The 24004-nt window shown below is 66.6% G+C and carries 22 protein-coding genes and 1 tRNA gene; 14 read left to right on the top strand and 9 right to left on the bottom strand.

The genetic code is table 11. The annotated features are described in order from the left end of the window. Positions 1–15 precede the first annotated feature (15 nt). The 3 genes from HMPREF1137_RS08575 to HMPREF1137_RS08565 form a co-directional block, all read right to left on the bottom strand. On the bottom strand, positions 16–1971 hold the full coding sequence (locus HMPREF1137_RS08575; RefSeq protein WP_009054380.1) for a carbohydrate kinase family protein: 1956 nt from the start codon (positions 1969–1971) through the stop codon (positions 16–18). 1 nt (position 1972) lies between these two features. After that, positions 1973–4060: a PfkB family carbohydrate kinase gene (locus tag HMPREF1137_RS08570; RefSeq protein WP_009054407.1), complete on the bottom strand. Its 2088-nt coding sequence runs from the start codon at positions 4058–4060 to the stop codon at positions 1973–1975. A gap of 69 nt (positions 4061–4129) precedes the next feature. Then, positions 4130–4201 (bottom strand) — tRNA-Lys (locus HMPREF1137_RS08565). Between the two features lie 31 nt (positions 4202–4232). Here HMPREF1137_RS08565 and HMPREF1137_RS08560 point away from each other — a divergent pair. After that, positions 4233–4862, top strand: coding sequence for a hypothetical protein (locus HMPREF1137_RS08560; protein ID WP_009054377.1), 630 nt, complete (start codon positions 4233–4235; stop codon positions 4860–4862). A gap of 134 nt (positions 4863–4996) precedes the next feature. Further along, positions 4997–6247 carry an NUDIX domain-containing protein gene (locus HMPREF1137_RS08555; protein ID WP_009054367.1) on the top strand — a complete coding sequence of 417 codons (1251 nt, stop codon included), beginning with the start codon at positions 4997–4999 and terminating at the stop codon, positions 6245–6247. A 47-nt stretch (positions 6248–6294) separates the two neighbouring features. Here the strand turns inward: HMPREF1137_RS08555 and HMPREF1137_RS08550 are convergent, their stop codons facing one another. The 6 genes from HMPREF1137_RS08550 to HMPREF1137_RS08525 form a co-directional block, all read right to left on the bottom strand. After that, positions 6295–6741: a septum formation family protein gene (locus tag HMPREF1137_RS08550; RefSeq protein ID WP_009054357.1), complete on the bottom strand. Its 447-nt coding sequence runs from the start codon at positions 6739–6741 to the stop codon at positions 6295–6297. 180 nt (positions 6742–6921) lie between these two features. Continuing rightward, positions 6922–7437, bottom strand: coding sequence for a septum formation family protein (locus HMPREF1137_RS08545; RefSeq protein WP_009054358.1), 516 nt, complete (start codon positions 7435–7437; stop codon positions 6922–6924). A gap of 28 nt (positions 7438–7465) precedes the next feature. Beyond that, positions 7466–7927, bottom strand: a complete 462-nt coding sequence (locus HMPREF1137_RS08540) for a septum formation family protein (protein WP_009054373.1) — start codon at positions 7925–7927, stop codon at positions 7466–7468. A gap of 151 nt (positions 7928–8078) precedes the next feature. Further along, a complete protein-coding gene (locus tag HMPREF1137_RS08535) occupies positions 8079–8516 on the bottom strand; it encodes a septum formation family protein (RefSeq protein ID WP_009054405.1) in 438 nt (145 codons plus the stop codon). Continuing rightward, positions 8516–9580 (bottom strand): inorganic phosphate transporter, encoded by a 1065-nt coding sequence (locus tag HMPREF1137_RS08530; protein ID WP_009054386.1) that lies wholly within the window; start codon positions 9578–9580, stop codon positions 8516–8518. Before HMPREF1137_RS08530 ends, HMPREF1137_RS08535 begins: the two co-directional genes overlap by 1 nt. A 3-nt stretch (positions 9581–9583) precedes the next feature. After that, complete coding sequence (locus HMPREF1137_RS08525; protein ID WP_009054359.1) at positions 9584–10216, bottom strand: DUF47 domain-containing protein; 633 nt, start codon at positions 10214–10216, stop codon at positions 9584–9586. Positions 10217–10587: 371 nt separating this feature from the next. Between HMPREF1137_RS08525 and HMPREF1137_RS08520 the strand changes: the two genes are divergently transcribed. The 12 genes from HMPREF1137_RS08520 to purL all read left to right on the top strand — a co-directional run bounded on the left by HMPREF1137_RS08520 (position 10588) and on the right by purL (position 23963). Next, complete coding sequence (locus tag HMPREF1137_RS08520) at positions 10588–12426, top strand: phosphoenolpyruvate carboxykinase (GTP) (protein ID WP_009054403.1); 1839 nt, start codon at positions 10588–10590, stop codon at positions 12424–12426. 210 nt (positions 12427–12636) lie between these two features. Continuing rightward, positions 12637–13626, top strand: coding sequence for an AAA family ATPase (locus HMPREF1137_RS08515; RefSeq protein ID WP_009054360.1), 990 nt, complete (start codon positions 12637–12639; stop codon positions 13624–13626). 45 nt (positions 13627–13671) lie between these two features. Then, positions 13672–14565 carry a DUF58 domain-containing protein gene (locus HMPREF1137_RS08510; RefSeq protein WP_009054355.1) on the top strand — a complete coding sequence of 298 codons (894 nt, stop codon included), beginning with the start codon at positions 13672–13674 and terminating at the stop codon, positions 14563–14565. Then, a complete protein-coding gene (locus tag HMPREF1137_RS08505) occupies positions 14555–15043 on the top strand; it encodes a hypothetical protein (RefSeq protein ID WP_009054389.1) in 489 nt (162 codons plus the stop codon). Before HMPREF1137_RS08510 ends, HMPREF1137_RS08505 begins: the two co-directional genes overlap by 11 nt. Next, positions 15040–16059: a vWA domain-containing protein gene (locus tag HMPREF1137_RS08500; protein WP_009054363.1), complete on the top strand. Its 1020-nt coding sequence runs from the start codon at positions 15040–15042 to the stop codon at positions 16057–16059. The genes HMPREF1137_RS08505 and HMPREF1137_RS08500 overlap by 4 nt, the downstream gene beginning before the upstream one ends. 1 nt (position 16060) lies before the next feature. After that, the gene (locus HMPREF1137_RS08495; protein ID WP_009054384.1) at positions 16061–17095 is read left to right on the top strand and encodes a vWA domain-containing protein; all 1035 of its coding nucleotides are present in this window, start codon (positions 16061–16063) and stop codon (positions 17093–17095) included. Next, complete coding sequence (locus HMPREF1137_RS08490; protein ID WP_009054401.1) at positions 17085–18038, top strand: tetratricopeptide repeat protein; 954 nt, start codon at positions 17085–17087, stop codon at positions 18036–18038. The genes HMPREF1137_RS08495 and HMPREF1137_RS08490 overlap by 11 nt, the downstream gene beginning before the upstream one ends. A 92-nt stretch (positions 18039–18130) precedes the next feature. After that, on the top strand, positions 18131–19465 hold the full coding sequence (purD, locus tag HMPREF1137_RS08485) for a phosphoribosylamine--glycine ligase (protein WP_009054400.1): 1335 nt from the start codon (positions 18131–18133) through the stop codon (positions 19463–19465). A 19-nt stretch (positions 19466–19484) separates the two neighbouring features. Beyond that, positions 19485–20486 (top strand): phosphoribosylaminoimidazolesuccinocarboxamide synthase, encoded by a 1002-nt coding sequence (locus HMPREF1137_RS08480; protein ID WP_009054382.1) that lies wholly within the window; start codon positions 19485–19487, stop codon positions 20484–20486. Between the two features lie 64 nt (positions 20487–20550). Continuing rightward, positions 20551–20832, top strand: coding sequence for a phosphoribosylformylglycinamidine synthase subunit PurS (locus tag HMPREF1137_RS08475; RefSeq protein WP_009054370.1), 282 nt, complete (start codon positions 20551–20553; stop codon positions 20830–20832). Further along, positions 20829–21536, top strand: coding sequence for a phosphoribosylformylglycinamidine synthase subunit PurQ (gene purQ / locus HMPREF1137_RS08470; RefSeq protein ID WP_009054375.1), 708 nt, complete (start codon positions 20829–20831; stop codon positions 21534–21536). The genes HMPREF1137_RS08475 and purQ overlap by 4 nt, the downstream gene beginning before the upstream one ends. A gap of 69 nt (positions 21537–21605) precedes the next feature. After that, positions 21606–23963, top strand: coding sequence for a phosphoribosylformylglycinamidine synthase subunit PurL (purL, locus tag HMPREF1137_RS08465; RefSeq protein ID WP_009054378.1), 2358 nt, complete (start codon positions 21606–21608; stop codon positions 23961–23963). Positions 23964–24004 lie beyond the last annotated feature (41 nt).

Raw genomic sequence — 24004 nt, 5'->3', positions numbered from 1 at the left:
TCTCGTTTCTCCTTGTTAGGCCTGATCGCGGGTCAGAAGATCGTGAGCGGCCGCCTCGATAGCGTCTCGGGCGGACAATGAGACGGGGGTCGCCAGTGCAGCCGCGCAATTGGCCAGGAGGATCCCTCGTTCGGCACTCATGCCCAGTGCGAGGCAGGCTGCCAGCGTTCCGGAATGAACGTCCGCCATCCGCTCCGCTCTGAACGCCGGATTGATCGAAGGCCCCGCAACCCGTGTGAGAGTGGGGGACAGGATACGGGCGTCATCGAGCGTGGGGCGCGCGAACAGCGCATCATTGTCGTCAGTGCGTGCGACGATGTGGCGCGCGCTGAGCAGGCTCAGAGCGCTCGCCTGCTGCTCGGGCTGGTCGCGGTAAAGCGCGAGAGGCGACTCTGCGCTGAAGTGCTCCCTGAATGTCGCGTGGTGGCTGATTTGTAGCGATACGAGGACGTTGTCGAGCGGGAGATTGTTGGGGACACCCTCGTCCGATGCCCCGTCGAATACGACGCGCACGTGTTCGGGAAGTCCTCGCAGGGCCTCGTTCAGGGCCTGTGCCGTGGCGTCATGGCCCATGAGCGCCCCATCGATCCATAGAACGTCCGAGGGCCCCAGGGATTCGATGGCTTCCGACCACCCGCGCGATGCTAGGGAGGGCATCGGATTCCTCGTCGAAAGGGTCAAGAACCAGCCGTTGTTGGTCCCGCGTAGGATCATGCGGTACCCCTCGTCGGCGGAGAACTGAAGGCGGTAGCCGTTGTCCACTCCACTCAGGTGAGGGCCGGCGTTGACGATATTCATGCGTCGCAGCGCCTGCGTGATGATACGCGCGTTGGGTCCCTGCCCGATGGGGCCGAGCGACACGACCTCGGCTCCCATATGGCGAGCCGCCGCCATGGTCCTGAACATGCCTCCCGCAGTCCGTCCCTGGTCCTCCGCCCACACGTGTTGCCCGAGTTTCGGGTACTTGTGTGCGTGCACGAGATGGTCGGCAAAGAGCTCACCGAGGAAAACGACGCGTCCGGGCTGAGAGCCGCCGCGGAGCGCCGCGAGAGGCGTGGGCGGGTTGATGGACTCGAAGTAGCGCTGACGCGTGCGCTGGCCAGAATCGGCGTCCTCGAACGAGGAGGGCCCCGACGGAGCGGCCGTGTCCGAGGCGCGAGCGTCGCCGGGGTAAGGCACGCGCTTCGCGAGCAGGTCATGTGCACTCTGTTTGAAGTCCTGCGTGAACACCTTCTCAACCAGGGGGTACCCGTAGGGCCGCAGGAAACTCACGCCACGAACCGCGCCGACCAGCGCGCCGGCGACGGACAGGATCGTGTGCGCTTGGGGGCCGAGGTGTAGGGGAGAGGCCAGGAGGTGGGGGTTCTGGTAGCGGGAGGCCAGGGCAAAGGCCATGGGAACGATCTGCGAGAGCGAATCGCCCGCACCGATGTGCTCGAGGAGACGTTCGAGTGGGGATTCGACGTACTCGTTCATGTCGCTGACGATGTTCAGCGCCCTGCGCGTCGCGGCCACGACGTCAGGTTCCGGGCTCCACTCTCCGCGTGCCTCCAGCGACGAGGCGATATCGACGGCTTTCACCAGAACATCGGCCACGCGGAAGTGCGGGCTGTCGAGGCCGAGTGACACGGCGGCGGCAACGAGGGCTGACGCCTGGAATTGCTGGCGCGTTGGCTCAACCATCAGATGGTTGTTCCACACGGCGTCTGCAAAGACCTGACGTCCCTTTGTCGGGGTGGAGATGCCGACCTGGACGCCGCCGATCAGTAGTGCGTACGGGTGTTTGGTGGGGGCCAACAGTGACGGCAGTGTCGGCGGCTCCGCCGATTTGTCGACTGTCAGCAGCTCGAGAATGGCTTTGCACACGCTTGCAGCGTCGGTACTTTCCTCGCCCGAGGTATCGGCCCCGAGCGACCGACCGTAAATGAGTCCGGCCATCGCACCGTGGGCGCGATCAAAACGTGGATCCATGTCAGTCTCCCGATTCACTCAGCGCGTCGGCCGCGGCCTCGATCTGGCTGCGCGTCGGGCACGAGGCCGGGCCGGGCACGGTCGAGGCCAGGGCACCCGCGCAGTTGGCGAGCACAAGCGCCCGTTTGAGCGCAACGTCCTGTGCGAGGCAGGCGGCCAGGACACCCGAGTGGGCGTCGCCCGCGCCGTTTGTGTCGACTGTTCTGACACTCGGGGTCGGGATGTGGAAGGTTGACAGGTCGGCTGCGCCATCGGCCGGTGCGAAGTACGCGCCACTCTCATCCTTGCGGACGAGAACGTGATGCCCGAGCCTGGCGGCCAGGGCTGTCGCTGCCTTATCTGCTGGTAGCCAGGAGGGGAACTTTCGCTCCTCGTCAGGAATCCTCTTCCACAGGTCCTGCGACTCATCGTAATTCATGGAAATGATGGTGTTCGACGGCAAACCATCAGGAATTCCGACGACGGGGGAGACGTCCAGGACCACGTGCACTCCCTCGGGGAGGACACGCAGCGCGTTGTCGGCCGCCACCTTGTTGGACGGATGATCCATGAGAGATCCGTCGATGAACAGCACATCGCCCGGCTTCATCGTGCGCACGACATCGGCCCACTCGGTCTCGGGTGCCATCGTCTCGGCACCCTTCATGGCAATGATTGTGCACTTGCCGCTGCCCGTGATGAGCGCGGTGCGGTACGCGTTGTCGCAGTCCGTTACCCGGGGGCCTGCGTCGACGATTCCCTCGCGCGCGAGGGCAGCCTCGATCATCGAGGCGTGGGGGCCGGTGCCGATCGGGCTGAGGGAGACGGCCTCGGCCCCCATCCGGCGTGCCGCCGCGAGAACGTTGAAGCCCGCGCTGACGTGGAATCCCTCGTCGTTAACCCGCTCGGAGCCGCCGCCGTACACCGGGGCGTTGCCCGCCAACACGTGGTCCACGAGGATCTGCCCCATGAGGAGGACTCGGCCCGCCCCGGGATCGGAGGACGAGGCCGGGGCCGGCACCTCGGGGACGTCGGCCTCGCTCGCACCCTCAGTCTCGGGGGACGTGGGTGCGTCTGCGGCAGGCTCGTGAGCCGCACGCAGCTCCAACAGCTCGAGGGCGACGGACGGCAGGTCCAGGCGGGAGGCGAGTTCAACCTGGGCGAGGCCGCGGCCGACAAAGACCTCGAAGCCGAGGGCGGCGCCCAGGATCGCGCCCGCAATCGCGCCGATCGTGTCGGTGTCGCCGCCCAGGTTGGCGGCGTCCAGGAGGGCGCGTGGCGAGGGGTCGCGCGCGAGCAGCGCGAAGGCCATGGGGATCGCCTGCGCCGAAGCCACGGACGTGCCCACCTGCTCGACGAGGCATTCCAGGGATGATGAGGCGGGGTTGGCGACCAGCTGCATGGCCCTGCGCGTCGCCGCGATGACGTCCGGGTCGGGGGTCCACGCGCCGCGCTCGGGCAGCGAATCAACGTAGGAGAGGGCCTTCCATAGCAGGCCCCTCAGATCCGGGGTCGTCGAGCGAGCCGCGTCAATACCCATGGACACGGCCGCCGCCACGAGGGCAGCCGACTGGAAACCCTGGCGCGTCGCGTGCGTGACCTGGCAGGACGACCAGACGGCATCCGCAAAGGCCTCCGGATCGGCCGTCGACATCGCGATACCGATCGGGGTGACGCGCATCGCCGCGCCGTTCGTGGTCCCCGCCCCACCCACAGTCAGCGGGTCCTCGCCCGCGCGCACGCGCTCGAGCGCCGCCTTCGTGGAGGGTCCCAGCAGGTCGAGCGACCCGCGCTCGATCATCGAATCCTCCCAGGCCAGCAGAGCGTGGGCGAACTCGCCCGCGTCCAGGGCCACGCGACCCGAGGAAGTGCCCCGGCCTCGTACCAGGAGAGACGCCACCAGCAGCGCCTGCTCCGTGTCATCCGTGACCGAGCCCGCCGGCATCCCCGGCGCGTAGGGCTGCGAGGCGTCACCGTCGACGAGGCCGGTGATCGTCCCGTACACTGCGCGGATCTGCTCCGGGGACATCGCCTGCGTCGGCATGCCCAGCGCGTCTCCGAGCGCCAGGCCAGCCAGGGCGCCGTACGCGCGAGAAAAACGAGGATCCATGATGCACCTCCAACGCGGGCGCACGCCCGCAGATAGCGTGAACGCCCCGGAACGTTCCGAGGCGACCAGTAGGCCCAGGGGGACTCGAACCCCCAACCTACGGATTAAAAGTCCGCTGCTCTACCATTGAGCTATAGGCCCAGCAGCCCCATTGTAGGAGGAAGAAGTCCCCATGGCCCAATCGAAGATGCCGCGACGCCCCGCGATGCTCGACGCCGCCCGGGCTGACGCCATCATCGGCGACGAAGACCCCGCGGCCACCGCGGCCGTTGCGCACACCGCCGCCTGGGCCCTCATGGGCGTGGGTGACGAGACCTTCACTGACGCCGACGTCGCGCGCCTGCGCGAGACCGTGCGCACCAGCGGGGTGGATACGATCGCGCACGTGTGGTCGCGCAGCCCCGAGTTCACCCTCCCCGGGGCACTGTGGCGCATCTACCTGCTGCACGAGTGGTACCACCGCGACCCACTCCTCGTAGCCGAGCGCTACGCCGAGGGCTCGCGCGCCCCCATCATCCAGGGCCTCGAGGCCCCGGTCGAGCTGCGGCCCCTGAGCCTCATCATGGAGGAAGTCGACTCGCTGCTGCGCGGCGACCTGACCGACGACGACCTGGAATACGTGCTGGGCGAGGCCTCGCGGGCCATGCGCGTGCTCGCCGCCGGCGAGGCCGGGGCCCTGTGGATCGAAGACCCCGCCGACCCGCTCGCCCACCGCGTCACCATGCGTCACTCCGCGCTGCTGGTCACCGCCGACGAGCTCGACGTCGCCGCGCGCGAGGCGGCCGTCGGCACCCTTGACTGAGCCTTCGTCGGTAGCGCCCGGGCTGATCTCGGCGTCCCCCGGACGGACTCGTGGAAGGCCCGAACCGGGGTGACGTGGCGCGCCCACCAGGGCACGGGCGCGTGCGGGCGACTACCCTTGTCCCTATGCGTCCGATGCCAGCCCCCCGCCCCCAGCGACTCGTTCGCTCCGCGGGCGCACTCGTCTGGCGCTTCACGGACCCCGAGCGCGTCGCCGTCCCCGGTGAGTCCATCGACCCCGCGGACATCGAAGTCCTCATGGTTCATCGGCCGCGCTACCACGACTGGTCCTGGCCCAAGGGCAAGACCGAAAACGGTGAGTCCCTCGTCGCCGCCGCCGTGCGCGAAGTCGAGGAGGAAACCGGCCAGATCATCACGCTCGGCGCCCCCCTGACGACCCAGCGCTACCGCCTGGGCGGCGGACAGACCAAGGAAGTCCACTACTGGGTGGGCACCCCCGTCCCCGCCGGTCACGCCTCCGAGCGCCTGCGCGCCCCCGTCGCGCGCGCCCCGCGCACCGAAATCGACCAGACCGCGTGGACCTCGCCCGAGCGCGCCGCCGACATGCTCACGCGCCGGGGCGACCGCCGCCTCCTCGCCGACATCGTCGCCCGCGCCCGCGAAGGCCGCCTCGTGACCACGACGCTCCTCGTCCTGCGTCCGGGGCAGGGCCTTAGCCCGCTCCTCGACGAGGCCGGGGACACCCACGCATCCGCCTCTCCTGCCGCTTCTTCCGGCGGCTCCGCTGCGCCCGCTCAGGTGGCGGTTCCTTCCAAGCCTCGCCCCGCGCCGACCCCCGCCATGGTGGCCTCCGCCGCGGCCAGGAGGGCCGCCCAGGTGGAGCAGGCCTCGGCGAAGAAGATTGAGACCGTGCCGGAACCCGTCGACCCGCCGCTCAGCCGCTTCGGCGTGCGCCAGGCGTTCGACCTCATCGACCTGCTCTCGAGCTTTGGTGTGGCCCGCGCGTTCGCGTCGCCGGCAGCCCGCTCGCGCCAGAGCCTCACCCCGTGGGCGTCGATGGGCGGGGGATCGGTGACCCTCGTCGAGTCCCTCGATCTGACCGCCTCCGGCTCGGATATTCAGATCGACGCTGAGGCGCGCCTCGGACGCGTCCGTGCCTTCGCGGCCGAGCGCCTGCGCGAGCACGCGGCCCCCACGGTCCTGTCTGTCGCCGGCCCTGCGCGCGATGCCATCATCGAGGAGATCCGCGCCTACGCGTCGGCTCCCGTCGCCGGCGCTGAGGCCCCGTGTCTGAGGCACGGCCAGGTCCTCGTTGCCCATGTCGAACACGGCCCCGATGGGCTCGTCGTCGCCGCCCTCGAAACCCACGGCGTCACCACGAAGGACCCCACCGCGCCCGCGCGCAAGGCCTCCAAGAAGCACTGAGGCGGCCCGGCACAAGCCGAGCCGCCATCAGAGCGCACGAGCGCAGGTCACATGCCGGAGTCCTTCACGGACTTGGACAGCTTCTCACCGTCATTCGAAATCGCGATGCACACGATGTCGCGGTCGCCCCGCTTCCAGCTCGCCTCCGTCGGGAACATCGTCGTGATCCTCAGGTCGGAGTCCTCGTAGGCGGCGCCCACGTATCCCTCGAAGGCATTGGAGCAGATGCTCTCCATGCGCATGTTGAGCCAGTCCTCGGAAGGACGCTCTTTGTCCGTGAGCTTTTCGATGTGGTAGACCTCTCCGTCGTGCTCGGCGGTGCACTCGACGACCTCGACGCGCGAGATGGTGCTGCCGTCCGGCAGCTGCACGCACTGACCGACCTCGACGTTGAAGGCCGAGGTGTTGCCGCCCAGGGCGCAGGCGGACAGAGTCATGGACAGGGCCGCGACGGACGACGCGAGCGCAAGAGTACGGGTAGAAACGCGGGACATGATGCTCCTTGGGTGATGGGACCGTGGCCGATGGGACGTGATGCGCACGGCATGGCGACGCTGACTGTCCGGTAGGACTTCGGCATCGCTGATGACACTATACAAGGTGGAGGTCGCAGGGGTAAAAGCGGTGGCGGCCCGGCACAAGCCGAGCCGCCACGAGCGCGCGTAGAAACGGTGTCACATGTTGGAGTTCCTCGCGGAACCGGTGAGCTTACTGTCGTCCTTGGCAAAGACATAGCATTCCACCGTGTGATCGCCCTTTGCCCAGGTCTCTGCCTTGGGGAAAACCCAGTCGTAGTCCAGTGTCGATTCCGCGATGGGCTTGCCGACGTAGTGCTCGAAGATGAGGCCGCAGATCTCGTCGCTCTCCTGGTCAAACTCGTCGTCAGACGGATAGCTATTTCCTGCGAAATGAAAGATATGGAAGTTCTCGGCGTCATGTGGCTGGTTGCAGTCGACAATCGTGACATTATCGTTATCGCCCGAAGCGTACTGATAGCACTCTCCGACCTGGGGTTGCACGTAAGTGGTCGCCGACGCGGAGGCCGCCGGCGTGCGGGAGCCATTCGAAGGCTTGCGGGTTCCGGAGGTCGACACGCTGCATGCGGACAGCCCCAGGCTCAGGATGGTAGCCGAGACTCCGAGGATCAACGCGGGGCGCGCGGGGCGGGACGTGAAAGAGCTGAGGGACATGATTCTCCTTGGGTGCTGAGGTGTCCGCTTACTTGTTGGAACCCTTCATGGAGCCGGACAGCTGAGTGTCCGTGCCGTCACCGGAAATGATAAAGCAAATGATCTCGCGGTCGCCCTGTTCCCAGCTGCCCGGGGACGGGTAGAGGATCGTGTAGTCCAGCTCGGACTCCTCATAGGGGACGCCCACGTATCCCTCGAAGGCCGCCAGGCAGGCGTCGCCGCCCATGTCCTCGAGCTCGGAGTCGCTCGGGCGCTCGTCCTCGGTGACCTGGGTTAGGTGGAAGACCTCGGCGTCATGCAAGGCAGAGCAGTCGGTGGTCTCCAGGTCGGTGATGTTATCACCAGTGGGCAGCTGAACACACTGGCCGACCTTCATGCTAAAAGCGGAGGTGCGCGGGCCGAAAGAGAGCAGGCTGCAGGCCGACATGGTCATGGCCAGGGCAGCCGCCGAGGCCGTCAGAGCCAGGACGCGAGTCATGGTGCGGGACATGGTGCTCCTTAAGGGGGCTGTGTTGGATGGGGTATGCGCTGGTCGGCACTGTACGAACTATAACAATCGAAATACCGGATGGTAAAAGTATCGGGTGGTGCGTGGCAGGAAGCCGCACACCACCCGATGACAGTCGGATGTTGGTCGAACCCTACAGGCCCGACTCCTTCACCGACGAGGTGAGCTTCGAATGATCCAACGGACGCGCCAGGCACACGATCGAGCGATCGTTTTGCGCCCACGAATCCTTCGTCGGGATCATCCACGTTGCGTCGAGGGACGAGGTCAGATAATCCGACCCCACGTACGCGTCGAACGCGGAAATGCACTCGGTTTCGGCCTGCCGGTTGAGCGCCTCGGCGCCCGGGAAATCCCCGTCCGCCGCGGACGCCAAGGCAAAGACCTCAGCGTCATGCTCGCGCGTGCAGCTAGTCTTATCGATCGTCGTCGCCGTGGTCGCGCTCTTATCCTCCGGCAGGAGGATGCACTGCCCGACCCGCATGTGCATGACGGACGAATCCGAGCATGCCGCGAGCGGGGCAGCGGCAAGAGCGACGACCGCAGCCGTCACGACGAAGCGACCACGCATCAGTGAACTCCAAGAGGCAGCGCCACGACGAGGTACACGATGCCCGACACCAGAGCGGCGGCCGGCAGGGTGAGGAACCACGCGATGACGATGTTGCCCGCGACGCCCCAGCGAACCGCCGAGAAACGCTTCGTGCAACCCACACCCATGATCGCCGTCGACACGACCTGTGTCGTCGAGATGGGGGCGTGAATGACGTAGGAGCACAGGTACAGGATCGAGGCGGACACGGCCTCGGCCGTGAAGCCGCGAGCCGGATCCAGGTCGATGATCTTACGGCCGATCGTGCGCATGATGCGCCCGCCGCCAGCCATCGTGCCCAGTGAAATCGCCAGAGCGCCCGACACCTTCACCCACAGCGGCACGTTCATCTCGCCCGTGATGGGATCGAGGATGTTGTGTGTCTCGCCGTAGCCGCCGGCCAGTAGCGCCATGACGATGATGCCCATCGTCTTCTGCGCGTCCTGGATGCCGTGGCCCAGGGCCATGGCAGCCGAGGAGAAGCGCTGCGCGGCGCGGAAGCGGCGCATCGTGCGGTGATACTGCGCCTTGCGTAGCGCCCACAGCACGAGCTTCATGGCGATGTAGCCGACGACGAAGCCGATGATGGGGGAGGCGAACATCGGGATCACGACGTGGCTCATGATGCCCCACCAGTGCACGACCGTGCCGCTCATGAGGCCTGCGCCGACCATGCCGCCGATGAGGGCGTGCGAGGAGGACGAGGGGAGGCCAAACCACCAGGTGATCAGGTTCCAGATACAGGCGCCCAGCAGGGCCGCCAGGATGATGACCAGGCCCTTTTGCTGCATCTCCGGCAGGGGAGACTCGGCGTAGTCGCTGATCGAAATGATGCCTTTACCGACCGTCTTGGCGACGGCCGTGCCCATCATGGCTCCGATGACGTTCATCGTCGCGGCCATGAGGAGCGCCGCGCGGGGAGTCCACGCGCGCGTCGACACGGAGGTCGCGATCGCGTTCGCCGCGTCGTGGAAGCCGTTCGTGTAGCTGAAGAACAGCGCGACGGCGATGACGACGCAGACGAGGATCAGATTCAGATCCACGGCTCAGGATTCCTTCAGTGCGAGGGACTCGATGACGTTAGCCAGCTCCTCGAAGGCGTCGGCGCAGGACTCGAGGCCCTGGACGATGTCCTTGAGCTTGATGATCGTGATCGCGTCGAGGCCGGAGTCGAACAGGGCCGTCAGCGTGCGACGGTAGGCCAGGTCGCCCTCGTTCTCGAGGCGGTTGACCTCGATCCAGTAGTCGCGCATGTCGACGGGCGACTTGAGCTTGGGCATGTTCTCCGCGGTCAGGTCCGCGCAGTGCTTGATGACGGCGATCTGCTCGTTGAGCAGGGAAACCAGGGAAGTGGGGATGTCGGCAATGCCGTAGACGACCAGGAGGTCGCCGGCCTCGTCGATGAAGTCCAGGCAGTCGTCCAGGTGGGACGCCAGGGACTGCAGGTCTTCGCGGTCGAAAGGCGTGATGAACGAGGAGTTGATGCGCTGAACGATCGCGTGGTTCAGTTCGTCGCCGCGGTGCTCGACCTCGTGGAGCTGATCGCGCAGGGCGATGCGCTCCTCGGGGGAGGCGGCGTAGATGTGCGTCAGGAACTCGACGGCCTGCACGAGCTGGCGGGCCTGGGATGTGAAGTCTTCAAAAAAGTCAGGGCCTTGGGTCTTGTTTCGGAATCCCATGGTGTATTCGGTCCTTCCAATGGTGAACAGCACTATTGTGCTACGTGTAATCGTCGGTCATGGGGTGGTGAGACTTCAAGTTCAGAGATGGAATTGTGACCCCATATTGGGTGTTCTATCTCACGGCGATGGGTGATTGGACGACTTCCGTCGCATTCGCGAGGTCGGGGCGGGGTATGGCGTTCATAAAGGCCCTTGTGGGTGGGTTGAAGGTCCCTATCGGTCGGGCGGTGTGTGACTTGTTCGACTACCATTGAGGTGTGACCGGGACCAAGCGCCCGTAAGCGCGGGTGTGGGGTCCGGCATGATTGATTCTGTCAATCGAGGACGCAACTGCGGCCTCGACAATCCGAAATGCCTCAGGAGGCAAAATGTCCGTGACCGAACAGGACGTGCGTGCAGCCGCTCCGGCGAACGCTCCCGAAGATGTCATCAAGTGGGTTGCTGAAATTGCTGAGCTGACCACGCCTGACGCCATCGAGTTCTCCGACGGCTCCCAGGAGGAGTGGGATCGCCTGACCTCTCAGATGGTCGAGAGTGGCATGTTCACCAAGCTCAACGAGGAGAAGCGCCCCAACTCGTTCCTGGCTCGCTCCAAGCCGTCCGACGTTGCGCGTGTTGAGTCCCGTACCTTCATCTGCTGTGAGAAGGAAGAGGACGCCGGCCCGACGAACCACTGGGCCGACCCCAAGGAAATGAAGGCCACCCTGCGTGAGAAGTTCACGGGCTCCATGAAGGGCCGCACCATGTACGTGGTGCCCTTCTCCATGGGTCCCCTGGGCGGCCCCATCTCCCAGCTCGGTATTGAGATCACCGACTCCCCCTACGTCGTTGTCAACATGCGCATCATGACCCGCATGGGTGCTGCTGCCATGGACCTCATCAACGAGGGTCGCGTGTGGGTTCCCGCCGTTCACTCGGTCGGCGCTCCCCTCGAGCCCGGTCAGGAAGACTCCACCTGGCCCTGCAACGACGAGAAGTACATCACCCACTTCCCCGAGACCAACGAGATCTGGTCCTTCGGTTCGGGCTACGGCGGCAACGCCCTGCTCGGCAAGAAGTGCTTCGCCCTGCGTATCGCCTCGACCATGGCAAAGCGTGACGGCTGGATGGCCGAGCACATGCTCGTCCTGCGCCTGACCCGCGAGTCCACCGGCCAGCAGTTCCACGTCACCGCCGCCTTCCCGTCGGCCTGTGGCAAGACCAACCTCGCCATGCTCCAGCCCACGATCCCCGGCTACAAGGTCGAGACCGTCGGCGACGACATCGCGTGGATGCGTCCCGGTGAGGATGGCCGCCTGCGCGCCATCAACCCCGAGGCTGGCTTCTTCGGCGTTGCCCCCGGTACCTCCTACAAGACCAACCCCATGGCCATGGAGACCGCCAAGGCCAACTCCATCTTCACGAACGTCGCCCTGACCGACGACGGCGACGTGTGGTGGGAAGGCATCGACGGCGACGTTCCGGCGCACCTGATCGACTGGCACGGCAACGACTGGACCCCCGAGTCCGGCGAGAAGGCTGCTCACCCGAACAGCCGCTTCACCGTCCCCGCCGCGCAGTGCCCCATCATCTGCCCCGACTGGGAAGCCCCCGAGGGTGTCGCCATTGACGCCATCCTCTTCGGTGGCCGCCGCGCCACCAACGTCCCGCTGGTTGCCGAGCAGTACGAGCCCGCCCACGGCGTGTTCATCGGCGCCTCCGTGGCCTCCGAGGTCACCGCTGCTGCGACCGACGTCAAGGCCGGCTCGCTGCGCCACGACCCCTTCGCCATGCTGCCCTTCTGCGGCTACAACATGGCTGACTACTGGGGCCACTGGCTGGAGATGCAGGACAAGCTGGGCGAGAAGTTCCCGCACGTCTACCAGGTCAACTGGTTCCGTAAGGACGAAGAGGGCAACTTCATGTGGCCCGGCTACGGCGACAACGCCCGCGTCCTGGACTGGATCGTTCGCCGCGCCGCCGGCGAGGTCGAGGCCATCGACGGTGTGACCGGCCGCTACCCCAAGTTCGAGGACTTCAACCTCGACGGCCTGGACATCGACGAGACGGTCTGGGCGAAGCTCTTCGCGATCGACCCCGACGCATGGGCCGCCGAGATGGACGACACCGAGGAATACTTCTCGCAGTTCGGCGACAAGGTTCCCGCCGCCATCACCGAGCAGCTGGCTAAGTTCCGCGCGCGCATCGCCGCCGCGAAGCAGGCCTGATCAACGCGGACCTGAGGGCGAGCCCCGGAGGAAACTCCGGGGCTCGCCCCTTTTGTGTGCGACGGGTTCGGGTGGCATGACAGTGGATACCTCTGTGCGCAGCCGGCCGAGACCTCGTTGATGATGACGTGAAAACTGACCGGATTGAGTGCGAAGCGGCGTAGGCCGCTACACTGAGATTGCATCCGACCGCGCACGCAAGGAGAGCCCGTGCCCAACTACTTGACCAACGAAGAGCTGGCCCACGCCAAGGGGCTGCTCGATCGTATGAACGATATTTTCCAGCACACCGTCGTCGGCCAGGAAGGCCTGCGCCGCGCACTCACCGCCGCGCTGCTCGCCGGCGGCCACGTGCTGGTCGAATCCGTCCCCGGCCTCGCCAAGACGACCGCCGCGCAGACACTTGCATCCGCGGTCTCTGGCACCTTCCATCGCATCCAGTGCACGCCTGACCTCATGCCGAACGACATCGTCGGCTCGCAGATCTGGAGCCAGGAACGTGGCGAGATGGTCACCCAGCTGGGTCCCGTCCACGCGAACATGGTCCTCATGGACGAGATCAACCGTTCCTCCGCGAAGACCCAGTCCGCCATGCTCGAGGCCATGCAGGAGCGTCAGACCACCATCGGCGGTGTCAACCACAAGCTGCCCAGGCCCTTCATGGTGATGGCCACCCAGAACCCTATCGAAGAAGAGGGCACCTACGTGCTGCCCGAGGCGCAGATGGACCGTTTCCTCCTCAAGGAGGTCATCACCTACCCGACGCCCGTCGAGGAACTCGAGGTCCTCACGCGCATTGACAACGGCCAGATTAAGGCCCAGTCCTCGGCCGCGCCGATCACCCTCGCCGACGTGCTCACGCTGCAGGATGCGTGCCGTCGCGTGTTCGTCCACGAGACCCTCAAGGCGTACATCGTCGACATCGTCAACACGACCCGAGGTGCCGGCCCTAACCCTCTGCCGGGGTGGAACAACCACGTGCGCGTCGGCGCCTCCCCGCGTGGCGGCATTGCGCTGATGCAGATTTCCCAGGCCATTGCCCTCATGGCCGGTCGGAACCACGTGATGCCCGACGACATTAAGGCGATGCGCTACGGCATCCTGCGCCACCGCATCATCCGTACCTTTGACGCCCTCGCCGACAACGTGTCCATTGAGGGGCTCATCGACGCCGTGTTCAACGCGGTGCCCGTTCCGTAAAGCACCCACGGTCCCACACGCCAGTCGACTTTCTAGAGGAACGCTATGCCTGTACGTTCGCGCGAGATCCACTCGCTCTCTTCGCGTATCCAGCTGCCAGTCTTGCGCAAGCTGCTGTCCATCATGGACGGTCAGCACTCCGCGCTGCGGCACGGTCGCGGATGGGAGTTCCTGGACTTGGCTCCCTATCAGGCGGGCGACGACGTGCGTTCCATCGACTGGCCGGCAACCGTTCGCACGGGTTCGCCGGTCATCAAGCGGCGCGAGGCAACCGCGAATCTGCAGGTCATGCTCGTCGTTGACACCGGACGCGAGATGGGTGCGTTGGCACCCTCCGGTGAAACCAAAGAAGAGGTGGCGCTGACGGCGTGCGAGGCGATTGCCTGGCTGAGCGTCGCACGAGGAGACCAGATTGGCCTCGTCGCGGGGGATTCGGAGCGCGTTCGCTTCATGCCTGCCCGCTCGGGTAACGCTCACGCCGAGACCGTGATGCGGCGCATCGAGGAGGACATCACCCTGTCCTCGCCTCACTCGGACGTGCCCAAGCTGCTGGCGCGCGCCCGCACCGTCACCCAGCGTCGAAGCCTTATCGTCATCGTTACGGACGCGACGCAGCCTGAACCCACCCGCGTCTCCGACGACCTCATTAAGTCTCTGTCGGTGCGCCACCAGGTCATGCAGATCTGCGTGGCTGACATCGATCCGACGTCCCTCGACAAGGGAACGGACGTCGTCGACGTGAACGAGGGGCCGCTGCCCGACTTCCTGCTGCGTGACGACCAGCTCTCGGGCGAAGCCGCCAACGTGATGGAGATGCGACGGGCTGCCGTGGCCCAGATGCTCGATAAGAGGGGGGTCATCCACGTGGATGTTTCGTCCAGTGAAGAGGTTCCGCGCGCCCTGATGCGCGCTCTCGAAAGGGGCGCACATGTCCGGTGAACTCAAAGACAACTTGCTGGATCCCGTCGTCTACCCGAACTGGATGTGGGTCCTCGGCCTGGCAATCGTGATTGGCGTCATCGGGTGGATCCTGTACAGCGTGTGGCGCTGGTGGACCTCGCGTATTGGCGAGGTCATGGAACTGCAGACGATCACGGACGCGCGCCGCAAGAAGTACCTGACTTTCATCGACCAGATCGCTGATCGCTACGCCGACGGCGACCTGGATGCGCGCGGTGTGCACCTCGCCCTCGCCGGCCTGATGCGTGCCCTCGGCACGGAGCGAACGGGCCGCGACCTCGAGGTGGCGACCGTGTCCGAGGTGCGCGAGCTCGTCCCGGTGTGGCCGGGTTTGGCGGACATTCTTCAGGCGTGTGAAGTCCCCAGCTTCACGGGCGACAACATCCCGCAGGGACAGCCCTCGCACGAGGCCGTCACCCGCGTACTGACCATGGCTGTGGAGGCGGTGAACGTATGAGGTTCGGGTGGCTTATTCCCGTCGTGCTGCTGGTTGTCGTGGCGACGACCGTCGCCGGATGGATGCTCGCGCGCCGCGCCGGTGAGCGTTCGGGCAAGAAGGGCTGGGTGGCCAACACTGGCTTCCTGCGCGACCTGCCCAAGTATCAGGCCCTCGTGCGCCGTACTCGTTCGTCGCTGGCGATGGCCGTCGTGTGCTTCCTCATCGCGGTCATCGCGACGTCGGTGTCGGCCGGGGCGCCCGTCGACCGCTACATGAAGCACGACAAGTCCTCGAGTCGTGACATCGTCCTGTGCCTGGATGCCTCCGGATCGATGCTTCCCTACGACTCCAAGATCGGCGACTCTTTCAAGCAGATCATCTCGCACTTCGAGGGCGAGCGAATCTCGCTGCAGCTGTGGAACGCCTACTCGATGACGATGTTCCCGCTCACGGACGACTACGAGATGGCCAACGAGGTGCTCACCGAGATGGCTGACAAGATCGATCGCGGCTTCAATCAGATCGGCAACAAGATCTACCTGACGAGGGAACTCGAGGCCTACCTGCAACCGACGTTTAGCGGGCCGGATGACCGCCGTGGCTCCCTGGTGGGCGATGGCCTCGCATCCTGTGTGCTCGGCTTCGACCACACCGATAAGAAGCGTTCCCGCACGATCCTTCTAGCGACCGACAACGAGGTGTTCGGCGAGGGCATCTACAACCTCGCCGAATCCATCGAGTTCGCTAAGAGCCAGGGCGTGACCGTCTCGGTTCTCTATCCAGGCTCCTCGTACTCGCTGAAGGCCGAGGGCGCGGAGCTGCAGGACCAGGTCAAGTCCACCGGCGGCAGCTTCTACGATGCCTCATCGCCCTCCGCGGTCGATGAGGTCGTCCGACAGATCGAATCCGAGCAAAAGGAAGAGCTCGATTCTGCGGGCAAGCTCGTGGAAACCGACCGCCCGGGCGCCGCCCTCGGCTGGACCATCGTCGGTGTCCTGTCCCTGCTCGGTCTGCTTGCTTTCGGGAGGCTCTGACATGATTTTCCGCCCCGTCGTCCACCCGGTGCTGCTGGTCCTCATCGTGGTCGTGGCAGCGACCTTCGTGTTCCTGTCCGCTAAGCGCGCCGCGCGCAAGCGCGTCATGGACATCATCCGACGCTCGTTCATCGTTGTTACCGTCATCATCATGGGTGCCGGTCCGTCGATCCCCGGCCAGGCCCTCGAAGTTTCGTCGGCCCTCGAGGTCTACCTCGTCATCGACCGCACGGGCTCCATGGCCGCGGAAGACTGGGATGGCACCAAGCCTCGCATTGACGGCGTGCGCAACGACGTTGGGCTCATCATGAACACCCTGGCGGGATCACGTTTCTCGATCCTCACCTGGGACTCTTCGGTGCACACGGACATGCCGCTCACGACCGACGCCTCCGCCGTGGCCTCGTACATGGACAGCTTCAACCGAGAACTGTCCGCGTCCTCCCAGGGCTCCTCGCTGAACCGACCGGCGGCGGAGCTGGCCGACCTCCTCGCGAAGAACAAGGAACGTCACCCGCAGAACCTCCGCGCGGTTTTCATCTTCTCCGACGGTGAGACCTCGAACCAGGAGCATTGGAAGACCGCGCCGACGGGCTCCGAGGAAGACTGGGATCGCGTCAAGGAGTACGTCGACGGCGGCCTTGTCATCGGATACGGCACCCCGGAGGGTGCCCCGATGAAGGTGCTGCGCCTGGGCAATAGCGAGGCGCAGAGCGGCGATGATGACGGCTACATTCACGACCTCTCCCAGCCTGGTAACCCGATCGCCATCTCGAAGATCGACGAGGCGGCCCTCCAGTCGGTCGCATCGCGCATCGGCGTCGACTACGTGCACTCGCCCGATAAGTCGGCGATCGAATCCCACGCGCACACCATCTTGGAAGGCGCGACGGAGATTGCCGAACAGCGCAACATGAAAGACACGTACCGCTACATCATCTGGCCGTTTGCGCTCCTGCTCGGGGGACTCCTCGCGTGGGAGGGCGCCAACCTGGCGCTGCGCGCTCAACAGCTGAGGAACTCGCATGCCCTCTAACAACAACCTGCCCGAAGAGGACCTCCTGCCTTTCGGTGCCCTTCAGGGTGGTCCGGTCGACGCGTCGGTCCGCGAACAGCTGGGGCAGGCCACGAACGGCAAGCCGAAGGTGCAGCGCTCCCCGCGGGCTCTGCGACCTCTGTGGTACTCCATTCCGATTCTCGTGATCGCCCTGGTGATCGCCGGGTACCTGATTGGTCTGACGCTCTGGTCGCAGTCGTCGTTGAATCACTGGAAGGCTGGCGACTACGAGTCCGCTCAGGCGGGCTACGAGGGCCAGCGGACATGGACGGGCATCGGTATCGAGGCCTGGGTCGCGCACTACAACCTCGGCACGACCCTGGTGCGCCAGGACCGCGTCGATGAGGGCGTGGAGGAACTGCGCACCGCGTTTGAGCTTGTTCCGAAGGCTCGCGAGGTGCAGCCTGGTCGCCTCGAGCCCTTCTCCTACGAGTGCCGTGTGCGCGTCAATCTCGCCATCGGACTGGAGATTCAGGGCGATAAGCTGCGCTCCTCGGGTTCGACCGGTAACGCTGTGAGCGTCTACCAGGAAGCCCAAGACACGATCTCGCCGTGCCAGACCGCGTCTGGTGGTTCCGGTCAGTCCGGCGACCAGAACCAGTCGGGCGGACAGTCCGGTCAGCAGTCCGGCAGCGAATCCAATAACCCCGCTGACGAAAATAAGGAACGCGTCGAGGACAAGAAGCAGCAGACCGAGGAGGAGTCTGAGGGGCAGAGCGGTTCGCAGGACCAGCAGCAACAGCAGGACCAGCAGACGGATCCGACGCCCACGCCCAGCCCGACCGAGGACCCCTTCGAGGGTGAGGATCAGGAGCAAAAGGAGCGCCGCGAGCAGCTGCAGGACCAGAACAAGGAACGGCAGCAGAACCAGCGCGATGCCCAGGACGGGAAACGCGACGGCAATCCGAACGGCGCCTGGTGAGGGTTGCAAGTTCGTCTCAACTTTGCTGTGACGTGCACCCATAAAACCCCGCGGCGGCCCGGGAGGGCCCCAAACACAGATAGGCTTGAATTGTGAAGGTCCTTCTCGTTGGTAACGGAGGTCGCGAACACGCGATCGCCCGTGCGCTTGTGCGAACGTCCACCCCCGAGCATCCCGTGGAGCTTGTCGTCCAGGCGGGTAACCCCGCGTTGGAGCAGCTGGGCCGCTCCCTGACCATGGATCCCCTCGATCCGAAGGACGTTGTCCGTCGCGCCACGTCCGAGAACGTCGACCTCGTGGTCGTCGGCCCCGAGGCCCCGCTCGTCGCGGGCGTCGCGGATGCCGTGCTGGACTACGGAATCCCCGTTTTCGGCCCGACGAAGGATGCGGCGCGCCTCGAGGCCTCCAAGTCTTTCGCGAAGCAGGTCATGGCCGATGCCGGCGTGGCCACGGCTCGTGCCTTCACGTGCACCACGATGGACGAGGTCGAGGCCGCGTTCGACGATCTGGGTGCCCCCTACGTCGTGAAGGACGACGCGCTTGCCGCCGGTAAGGGCGTCGTCGTGACCACCGACCGCGCCCAGGCCTCGGAGCATGCGCGCGCCTGCCTGTCGCGCGACGGGGGAGCGGTCGTCATCGAGGACTACCTCGACGGCCCCGAGGTCTCCCTCTTCTGCTTCGCCGACGGTTCTACCGTCGTGCCGCTGCAGCCCGCGCAGGACTTCAAGCGCGTGGGCGACGGCAACGAGGGCCCGAACACGGGCGGCATGGGCGCCTACAGCCCCCTGCCGTGGCTCCCCGAAGAGGCCACGCAGCGCATCGTCGACGAGGTGGCCCAGCCCGTCATCACCGAGATGGTGCGTCGCGGCACCCCCTTCCGTGGCCTCCTGTACTGCGGCCTCGCGATGACCTCGAAGGGTATCCGCGTCGTCGAGTTCAACGTGCGTTTCGGCGACCCGGAGACCCAGGCGGTCCTCGAGCGCCTCGACTCCCCGCTGGCCCCCATCCTGTACGCGGCCGCGACCGGCACTCTCGCCAAGGTCCCCGCCCCCGTGTGGAGCGAGGACGCTGCCGTCACGGTCGTCATGGCCTCGGGCGGATACCCGGGCCCCACGGATACCGGGCATGAGATCACCGGTATCGAAGCGGCCGAGGAGCTCGACGGCGTCCACGTCATCCACGCCGGCACCTCCGAGGAGATCACCGACGACCCGACCGACGTCGCGGCGGGATGCTGCGGCTTCGAACCGACCTACGCGCTGGTGAACTCCGGCGGCCGAGTCCTCGACGTCGTCGCCCGCGCGGCAACGCTCGACGAGGCCCGGGCACTCGCCTACCGCGGCGTCGACCTCATCCACTTCGACGGGGAGCACCACCGCAGCGACATCGCGACGTGGCCCGCCGACCTGGTCGTCAGCCTCGACTGAGAAATCCCTGAGGAGCATCATGACCGCCACCCTCCACGGCTGGACCCCGCTGAGCGCGGGCAAGGTTCGCGACATCTACGCTCCCGACGAGGCCGTGGTTGGCCCCGCGCCGCAGAGCGCCACCCCGGCGGGCCGCCCGCGCCACGCGAAGGCTGGCCCGGAGGCGCTCCTCATGGTGACCTCGGATCGCATCAGCGCCTACGACTACGTGCTGCCCACGCTGATCCCCGGCAAGGGCGCGGTCCTCAACCAGCTTGCCATCTGGTGGATGGGCCAGCTGCGTCCCCTCGTGGAAAACCACCTGCTGGCCGTCGGCACGAAGGCTCCGGCCGAGGCCTCGCGCGCCCTGGAGGGCGCCCAGCCCACGCGCTTCACGGTTCCCGCCGAGGTCGACGGTCGCGCGGTCGTGTGCCGCAGCCTGCACATGATCCCCATTGAGTGCGTCGTGCGCGGCTACCTGACGGGCTCCGGCCTGGCCGAGTACCGCGAGTCCGGATCCGTGTGCGGCATCACGTTGCCCGAGGGCCTGACCGAGGCCTCGCGCCTCGAGGAGCCGATCTTCACGCCCGCCGCGAAGGCCGAGCTGGGCGAGCACGACGAAAACATCACCTTCGAGCAGACCGTCGAGCGCATCGGCGAGGAGCTCGCGGTCGCGATCCGCGACCTGTCGATCGCCCTGTACCGGGCCGCCCGCGACATCGCCGCGCAGCGCGGCATCATCATCGCGGACACCAAGTTTGAGTTCGGCATCGACGTGACCACGGGCGCGCTCGTGCTCGCGGACGAGATCCTCACCCCGGACTCCTCCCGATTCTGGCCCGCCGACCAGTGGGTGGAGGGCCAGGTCGCGCCCAGCTTCGACAAGCAGTACGTGCGCGACTGGCTGGTCTCCGAGCAGTCCGGCTGGGACCGCTCCTCGGGCGCCAACCCGCCCGCGCTGCCCGACTCCGTGGCCGCCGCGACCGCCGCGCGCTACGTCGAGGCATACCGCCGACTCACCGGGTCGGACCCCATCCTGTAAACAGACTTGCCCGCCGGGCAAGATGCACGGCGGGATCCTCACCAACAACACAAGGAGGAACGCCGTGGGGCGAATCATCGTGGAAGTGATGCCGAAGCCGGAGATCCTGGATCCCCAGGGTAAGGCTGTCGGTTCGGCGCTGCCCAGGCTCGGAATCACGAGCTTTGAGGCCGTGCGCCAGGGTAAGTGCTTCCACCTGAGCGTGGACGGTCCCGTTACCGACGAGCTCCTGGACCAGGCCCGCAAGGCCGCCGAAGAGGTCCTGTCCAACCCGATCATCGAGGACGTCGTGCGCGTCGAGGCCATCGACGAGGCCGACGCCCGTTACGCGGGAGGCGTGCAGTGACCCGCGTCGGAGTCGTCACCTTCCCCGGCACCCTCGACGACCGCGACGCCGCCCGCGCGGTTGAAATCGCGGGCGCGCAGGCCGTGTCGCTGTGGCACAAGGACGCCGACCTGCACGGCGTCGACGCGGTCGTCATCCCCGGCGGCTTCTCCTACGGCGACTACCTGCGCTGTGGCGCGATCGCTGCGACCGCTCCCGTCATGAGCGAAATCGTGCGCGAAGCCGGACGAGGCCTGCCCGTCCTGGGCATCTGCAACGGCTTCCAGATCCTGTGCGAGTCACACCTGCTGCCCGGCGCGCTCATCCGCAACGACCACCAGAAGTTCCTGTGCCGCGACCAGGTGCTGCGCATCGAGAACGCGGACACCGCGTGGACGCGCACCTACAGCGTCGGCGACACCATTACCGTCCCCCTCAAGAACGGCGAAGGTAACTTCCAGGCGTCTCCCGCCGAGCTCGAACGGCTCGAGGGTGAAGGCCGCGTCGTGTTCCGCTACGTCGACTTCAACCCCAACGGCTCCGCCAATGACATCGCGGGCGTCACCAACGCCGCGGGCAACGTCGTCGGCCTCATGCCCCATCCCGAGCACGCGACCGAGGCCGGCTTCGGCCCCCTCTCCCTCGGCCCCGACGGCGCCAGCCACCACGGCGGAACCGACGGCCTGGGCATCTTCCGTTCCGTCCTCGCATCCCTCGTCGGCTGACGACGCCACCGCACCCTCACCCGTGAGGGAGCCCCGGCCTCGTCCCAGACCTTTCGAATGGAAACACGAATGACCTCCGAAAACACCCGCGAGCTGCCCGACACCGTCGAGAACGCCGCCGCGACCCCCGGCCAGGACATGCCCTGGAAGGAACTCGGCCTCAAAGAGGACGAATACCAGCGCATCTGCGACATCCTCGGGCGCCGACCCACCAACGCCGAGCTCGCCATGTACTCCGTCATGTGGTCCGAGCACTGCTCCTACAAGTCCTCCAAGAAGCACCTCGCTGAGCAGTTCGGCGCGCGCACGACCGACGCCATGAGGAAGAACCTCCTCGTCGGCATGGGCCAGAACGCCGGCGTCGTCGACATCGGCGGCGGCTGGGCCGTCACCTTCAAGGTCGAGTCCCATAACCACCCGTCCTTCGTCGAGCCCTACCAGGGCGCGGCCACCGGCGTGGGCGGCATCGTCCGTGACATCATCTCCATGGGCGCACGCCCGATCGCCGTCATGGACCAGCTGCGCTTCGGTGCCGTCGACCACCCCGACACGGCGCGCGTCGTCCACGGCGTCGTCTCCGGCGTCGGCGGCTACGGCAACTGCCTGGGCCTGCCCAACATCGGCGGCGAAACCGAGTTTGACCCCTCCTACCAGGGCAACCCCCTCGTCAACGCGCTGTGCATCGGCAAGCTGCGCCACGACGACATCCACCTGGCCAACGCGACCGGCGAAGGCAACCTCGTCGTCCTCTTCGGCGCGCGCACCGGCGGCGACGGCATCGGCGGCGCCTCCATCCTCGCCTCCGAAACCTTCGAAGACGGCATGCCCGCCAAGCGCCCCTCCGTCCAGGTGGGCGACCCCTTCATGGAAAAGGTCCTCATCGAGTGCTGCCTCGACCTGTTCGAGGCCGACGTCGTCCAGGGCATCCAGGACCTCGGCGCCGCGGGCATCTCGTGCGCGACCTCCGAGCTGGCCTCCAACGGCGACTCCGGCATGCACGTTGACCTCGAAAACGTGCTCCTGCGCGACCCCACGCTCACCGCGGGCGAGATCCTCATGAGCGAGTCCCAGGAACGCATGATGGCGATCGTGACCCCTGAGGATCGCGAGCGCTTCTTCGAGATCATTGACAAGTGGGACGTCGAGGCAGCGGTCATCGGCCACCTGACCGGCGACGGACGCCTCACGATCGACCACCACGGCCACCGCATCGTCGACGTCGACCCGAAGACCGTCGCCCACGAGGGCCCCGTCTACGACCGCCCCTACGCGCGCCCCGCGTGGCAGGACGAGCTGCAGGCTGCCACCTCTGAGGACCTCTCGCGCCCCGCCACGCGTGAGGAACTGATCGCCGACGTGTGCGCCGTGCTCTCCGACGTCAACCAGGCCTCCAAGGCGTGGGTCACCGACCAGTACGACCGCTACGTGCAGGGCAACACGGCCCTCGCCCAGCCCGACGACGCGGGTGTCATCCGCATCGACGAGACCACTGGGCTGGGTGTCGCGCTCTCCACCGACGCGAACGGCTGGTACACCAAGCTCGACCCGGCAACGGGAGCCCGCCAGGCCCTCGCCGAGTCCTACCGTAACGTCGCCGTCGTCGGCGCCGAGCCCGTCGCCATCACGGACTGCCTGAACTTCGGCAACCCCGAAGACACGGACGCCATGTGGCAGCTGGTGACCGCCATGACCGCGCTCGCGGACGGCTGCATCGAGCTCGAGATCCCCGTGACCGGCGGCAACGTGTCGCTGTACAACTCGTCCGGCACCGAGAAGGGGCTGCCGAACTCGTCGATCAACCCGACGCCCGTCATCGGCATGCTCGGCATCCTCCCCGACGTCACGCGAGCCAACCCCTCCGGCTTCACCGAAGAGGGCCTCGCCGTCATCCTCCTGGGCACCACCCGCGAGGAGTTCGACGGATCCGCGTGGGCGCGCATCGCCCGCTCGCATCTCGGTGGCCTGCCGCCCGAGGTCGACCTGAAGGCCGAGGTTGCCCTCGGTAACGTCGTGCGCGCGCTGAGCGCCGCCGATGGCCCCGACGGCCGGCCCCTCGTGCGCGCCGCGCACGACCTGTCGAACGGCGGCCTCGTGCAGTCCCTCGTGGACTCCGCGCTGCGCTTCGGCATCGGCGGCGTCTTCGACGTGGCCGGGGCCGCCCGCCGCGACTGCGTCGGCGACCACGAGATGCTCCTGTCCGAGTCCCAGGCACGCGCCTTCGTCGCGGTGCCCGAAGCGGCCGTCAAGGCCGTGTTCGCGGCCGCCGAGGCCGAGGGCGTGGATGCCGTGCGCATCGGCACCACGGGCGGCGACATGCTCGCGATCAGCGGTGTGGACCTGCTCGCCGCCGAAGGCGAGGGCTGCGGCTGGATCGCCTCCATCGACGAGCTGCGCGAGCTGAGCGAGACCGGACGCACGTACTTCTGAGCGTTCGCGTCTGAGTCGTAGCGTCTAGGGGCGCGGGCCTG

The sequence above is a fragment of the Actinomyces sp. ICM39 genome, from assembly GCF_000282935.1.
In the GTDB taxonomy this organism is placed as follows: domain Bacteria; phylum Actinomycetota; class Actinomycetes; order Actinomycetales; family Actinomycetaceae; genus Pauljensenia; species Pauljensenia odontolytica_B.
The sequence above is the reverse complement of the archived record's forward strand: the minus strand, read 5'-3'. Positions and strand labels throughout refer to the sequence as shown.

Coding starts and splice junctions, on each gene's coding strand:
- HMPREF1137_RS08540 (WP_009054373.1), bottom strand. CDS start 7,927: ATGTCCCGCACCATGACTCGCGTCCTGGCTCTGACGGCCTCGGCGGCT.
- HMPREF1137_RS08490 (WP_009054401.1), top strand. CDS start 17,085: ATGCCCTCTAACAACAACCTGCCCGAAGAGGACCTCCTGCCTTTCGGT.
- HMPREF1137_RS08525 (WP_009054359.1), bottom strand. CDS start 10,216: ATGGGATTCCGAAACAAGACCCAAGGCCCTGACTTTTTTGAAGACTTC.
- HMPREF1137_RS08495 (WP_009054384.1), top strand. CDS start 16,061: ATGATTTTCCGCCCCGTCGTCCACCCGGTGCTGCTGGTCCTCATCGTG.
- HMPREF1137_RS08545 (WP_009054358.1), bottom strand. CDS start 7,437: ATGTCCCTCAGCTCTTTCACGTCCCGCCCCGCGCGCCCCGCGTTGATC.
- purL (WP_009054378.1), top strand. CDS start 21,606: ATGACCTCCGAAAACACCCGCGAGCTGCCCGACACCGTCGAGAACGCC.
- HMPREF1137_RS08520 (WP_009054403.1), top strand. CDS start 10,588: ATGTCCGTGACCGAACAGGACGTGCGTGCAGCCGCTCCGGCGAACGCT.
- HMPREF1137_RS08510 (WP_009054355.1), top strand. CDS start 13,672: ATGCCTGTACGTTCGCGCGAGATCCACTCGCTCTCTTCGCGTATCCAG.
- HMPREF1137_RS08560 (WP_009054377.1), top strand. CDS start 4,233: ATGGCCCAATCGAAGATGCCGCGACGCCCCGCGATGCTCGACGCCGCC.
- HMPREF1137_RS08550 (WP_009054357.1), bottom strand. CDS start 6,741: ATGTCCCGCGTTTCTACCCGTACTCTTGCGCTCGCGTCGTCCGTCGCG.
- HMPREF1137_RS08555 (WP_009054367.1), top strand. CDS start 4,997: ATGCCAGCCCCCCGCCCCCAGCGACTCGTTCGCTCCGCGGGCGCACTC.
- HMPREF1137_RS08505 (WP_009054389.1), top strand. CDS start 14,555: ATGTCCGGTGAACTCAAAGACAACTTGCTGGATCCCGTCGTCTACCCG.
- HMPREF1137_RS08480 (WP_009054382.1), top strand. CDS start 19,485: ATGACCGCCACCCTCCACGGCTGGACCCCGCTGAGCGCGGGCAAGGTT.
- HMPREF1137_RS08500 (WP_009054363.1), top strand. CDS start 15,040: ATGAGGTTCGGGTGGCTTATTCCCGTCGTGCTGCTGGTTGTCGTGGCG.
- HMPREF1137_RS08570 (WP_009054407.1), bottom strand. CDS start 4,060: ATGGATCCTCGTTTTTCTCGCGCGTACGGCGCCCTGGCTGGCCTGGCG.
- HMPREF1137_RS08575 (WP_009054380.1), bottom strand. CDS start 1,971: ATGGATCCACGTTTTGATCGCGCCCACGGTGCGATGGCCGGACTCATT.
- HMPREF1137_RS08535 (WP_009054405.1), bottom strand. CDS start 8,516: ATGCGTGGTCGCTTCGTCGTGACGGCTGCGGTCGTCGCTCTTGCCGCT.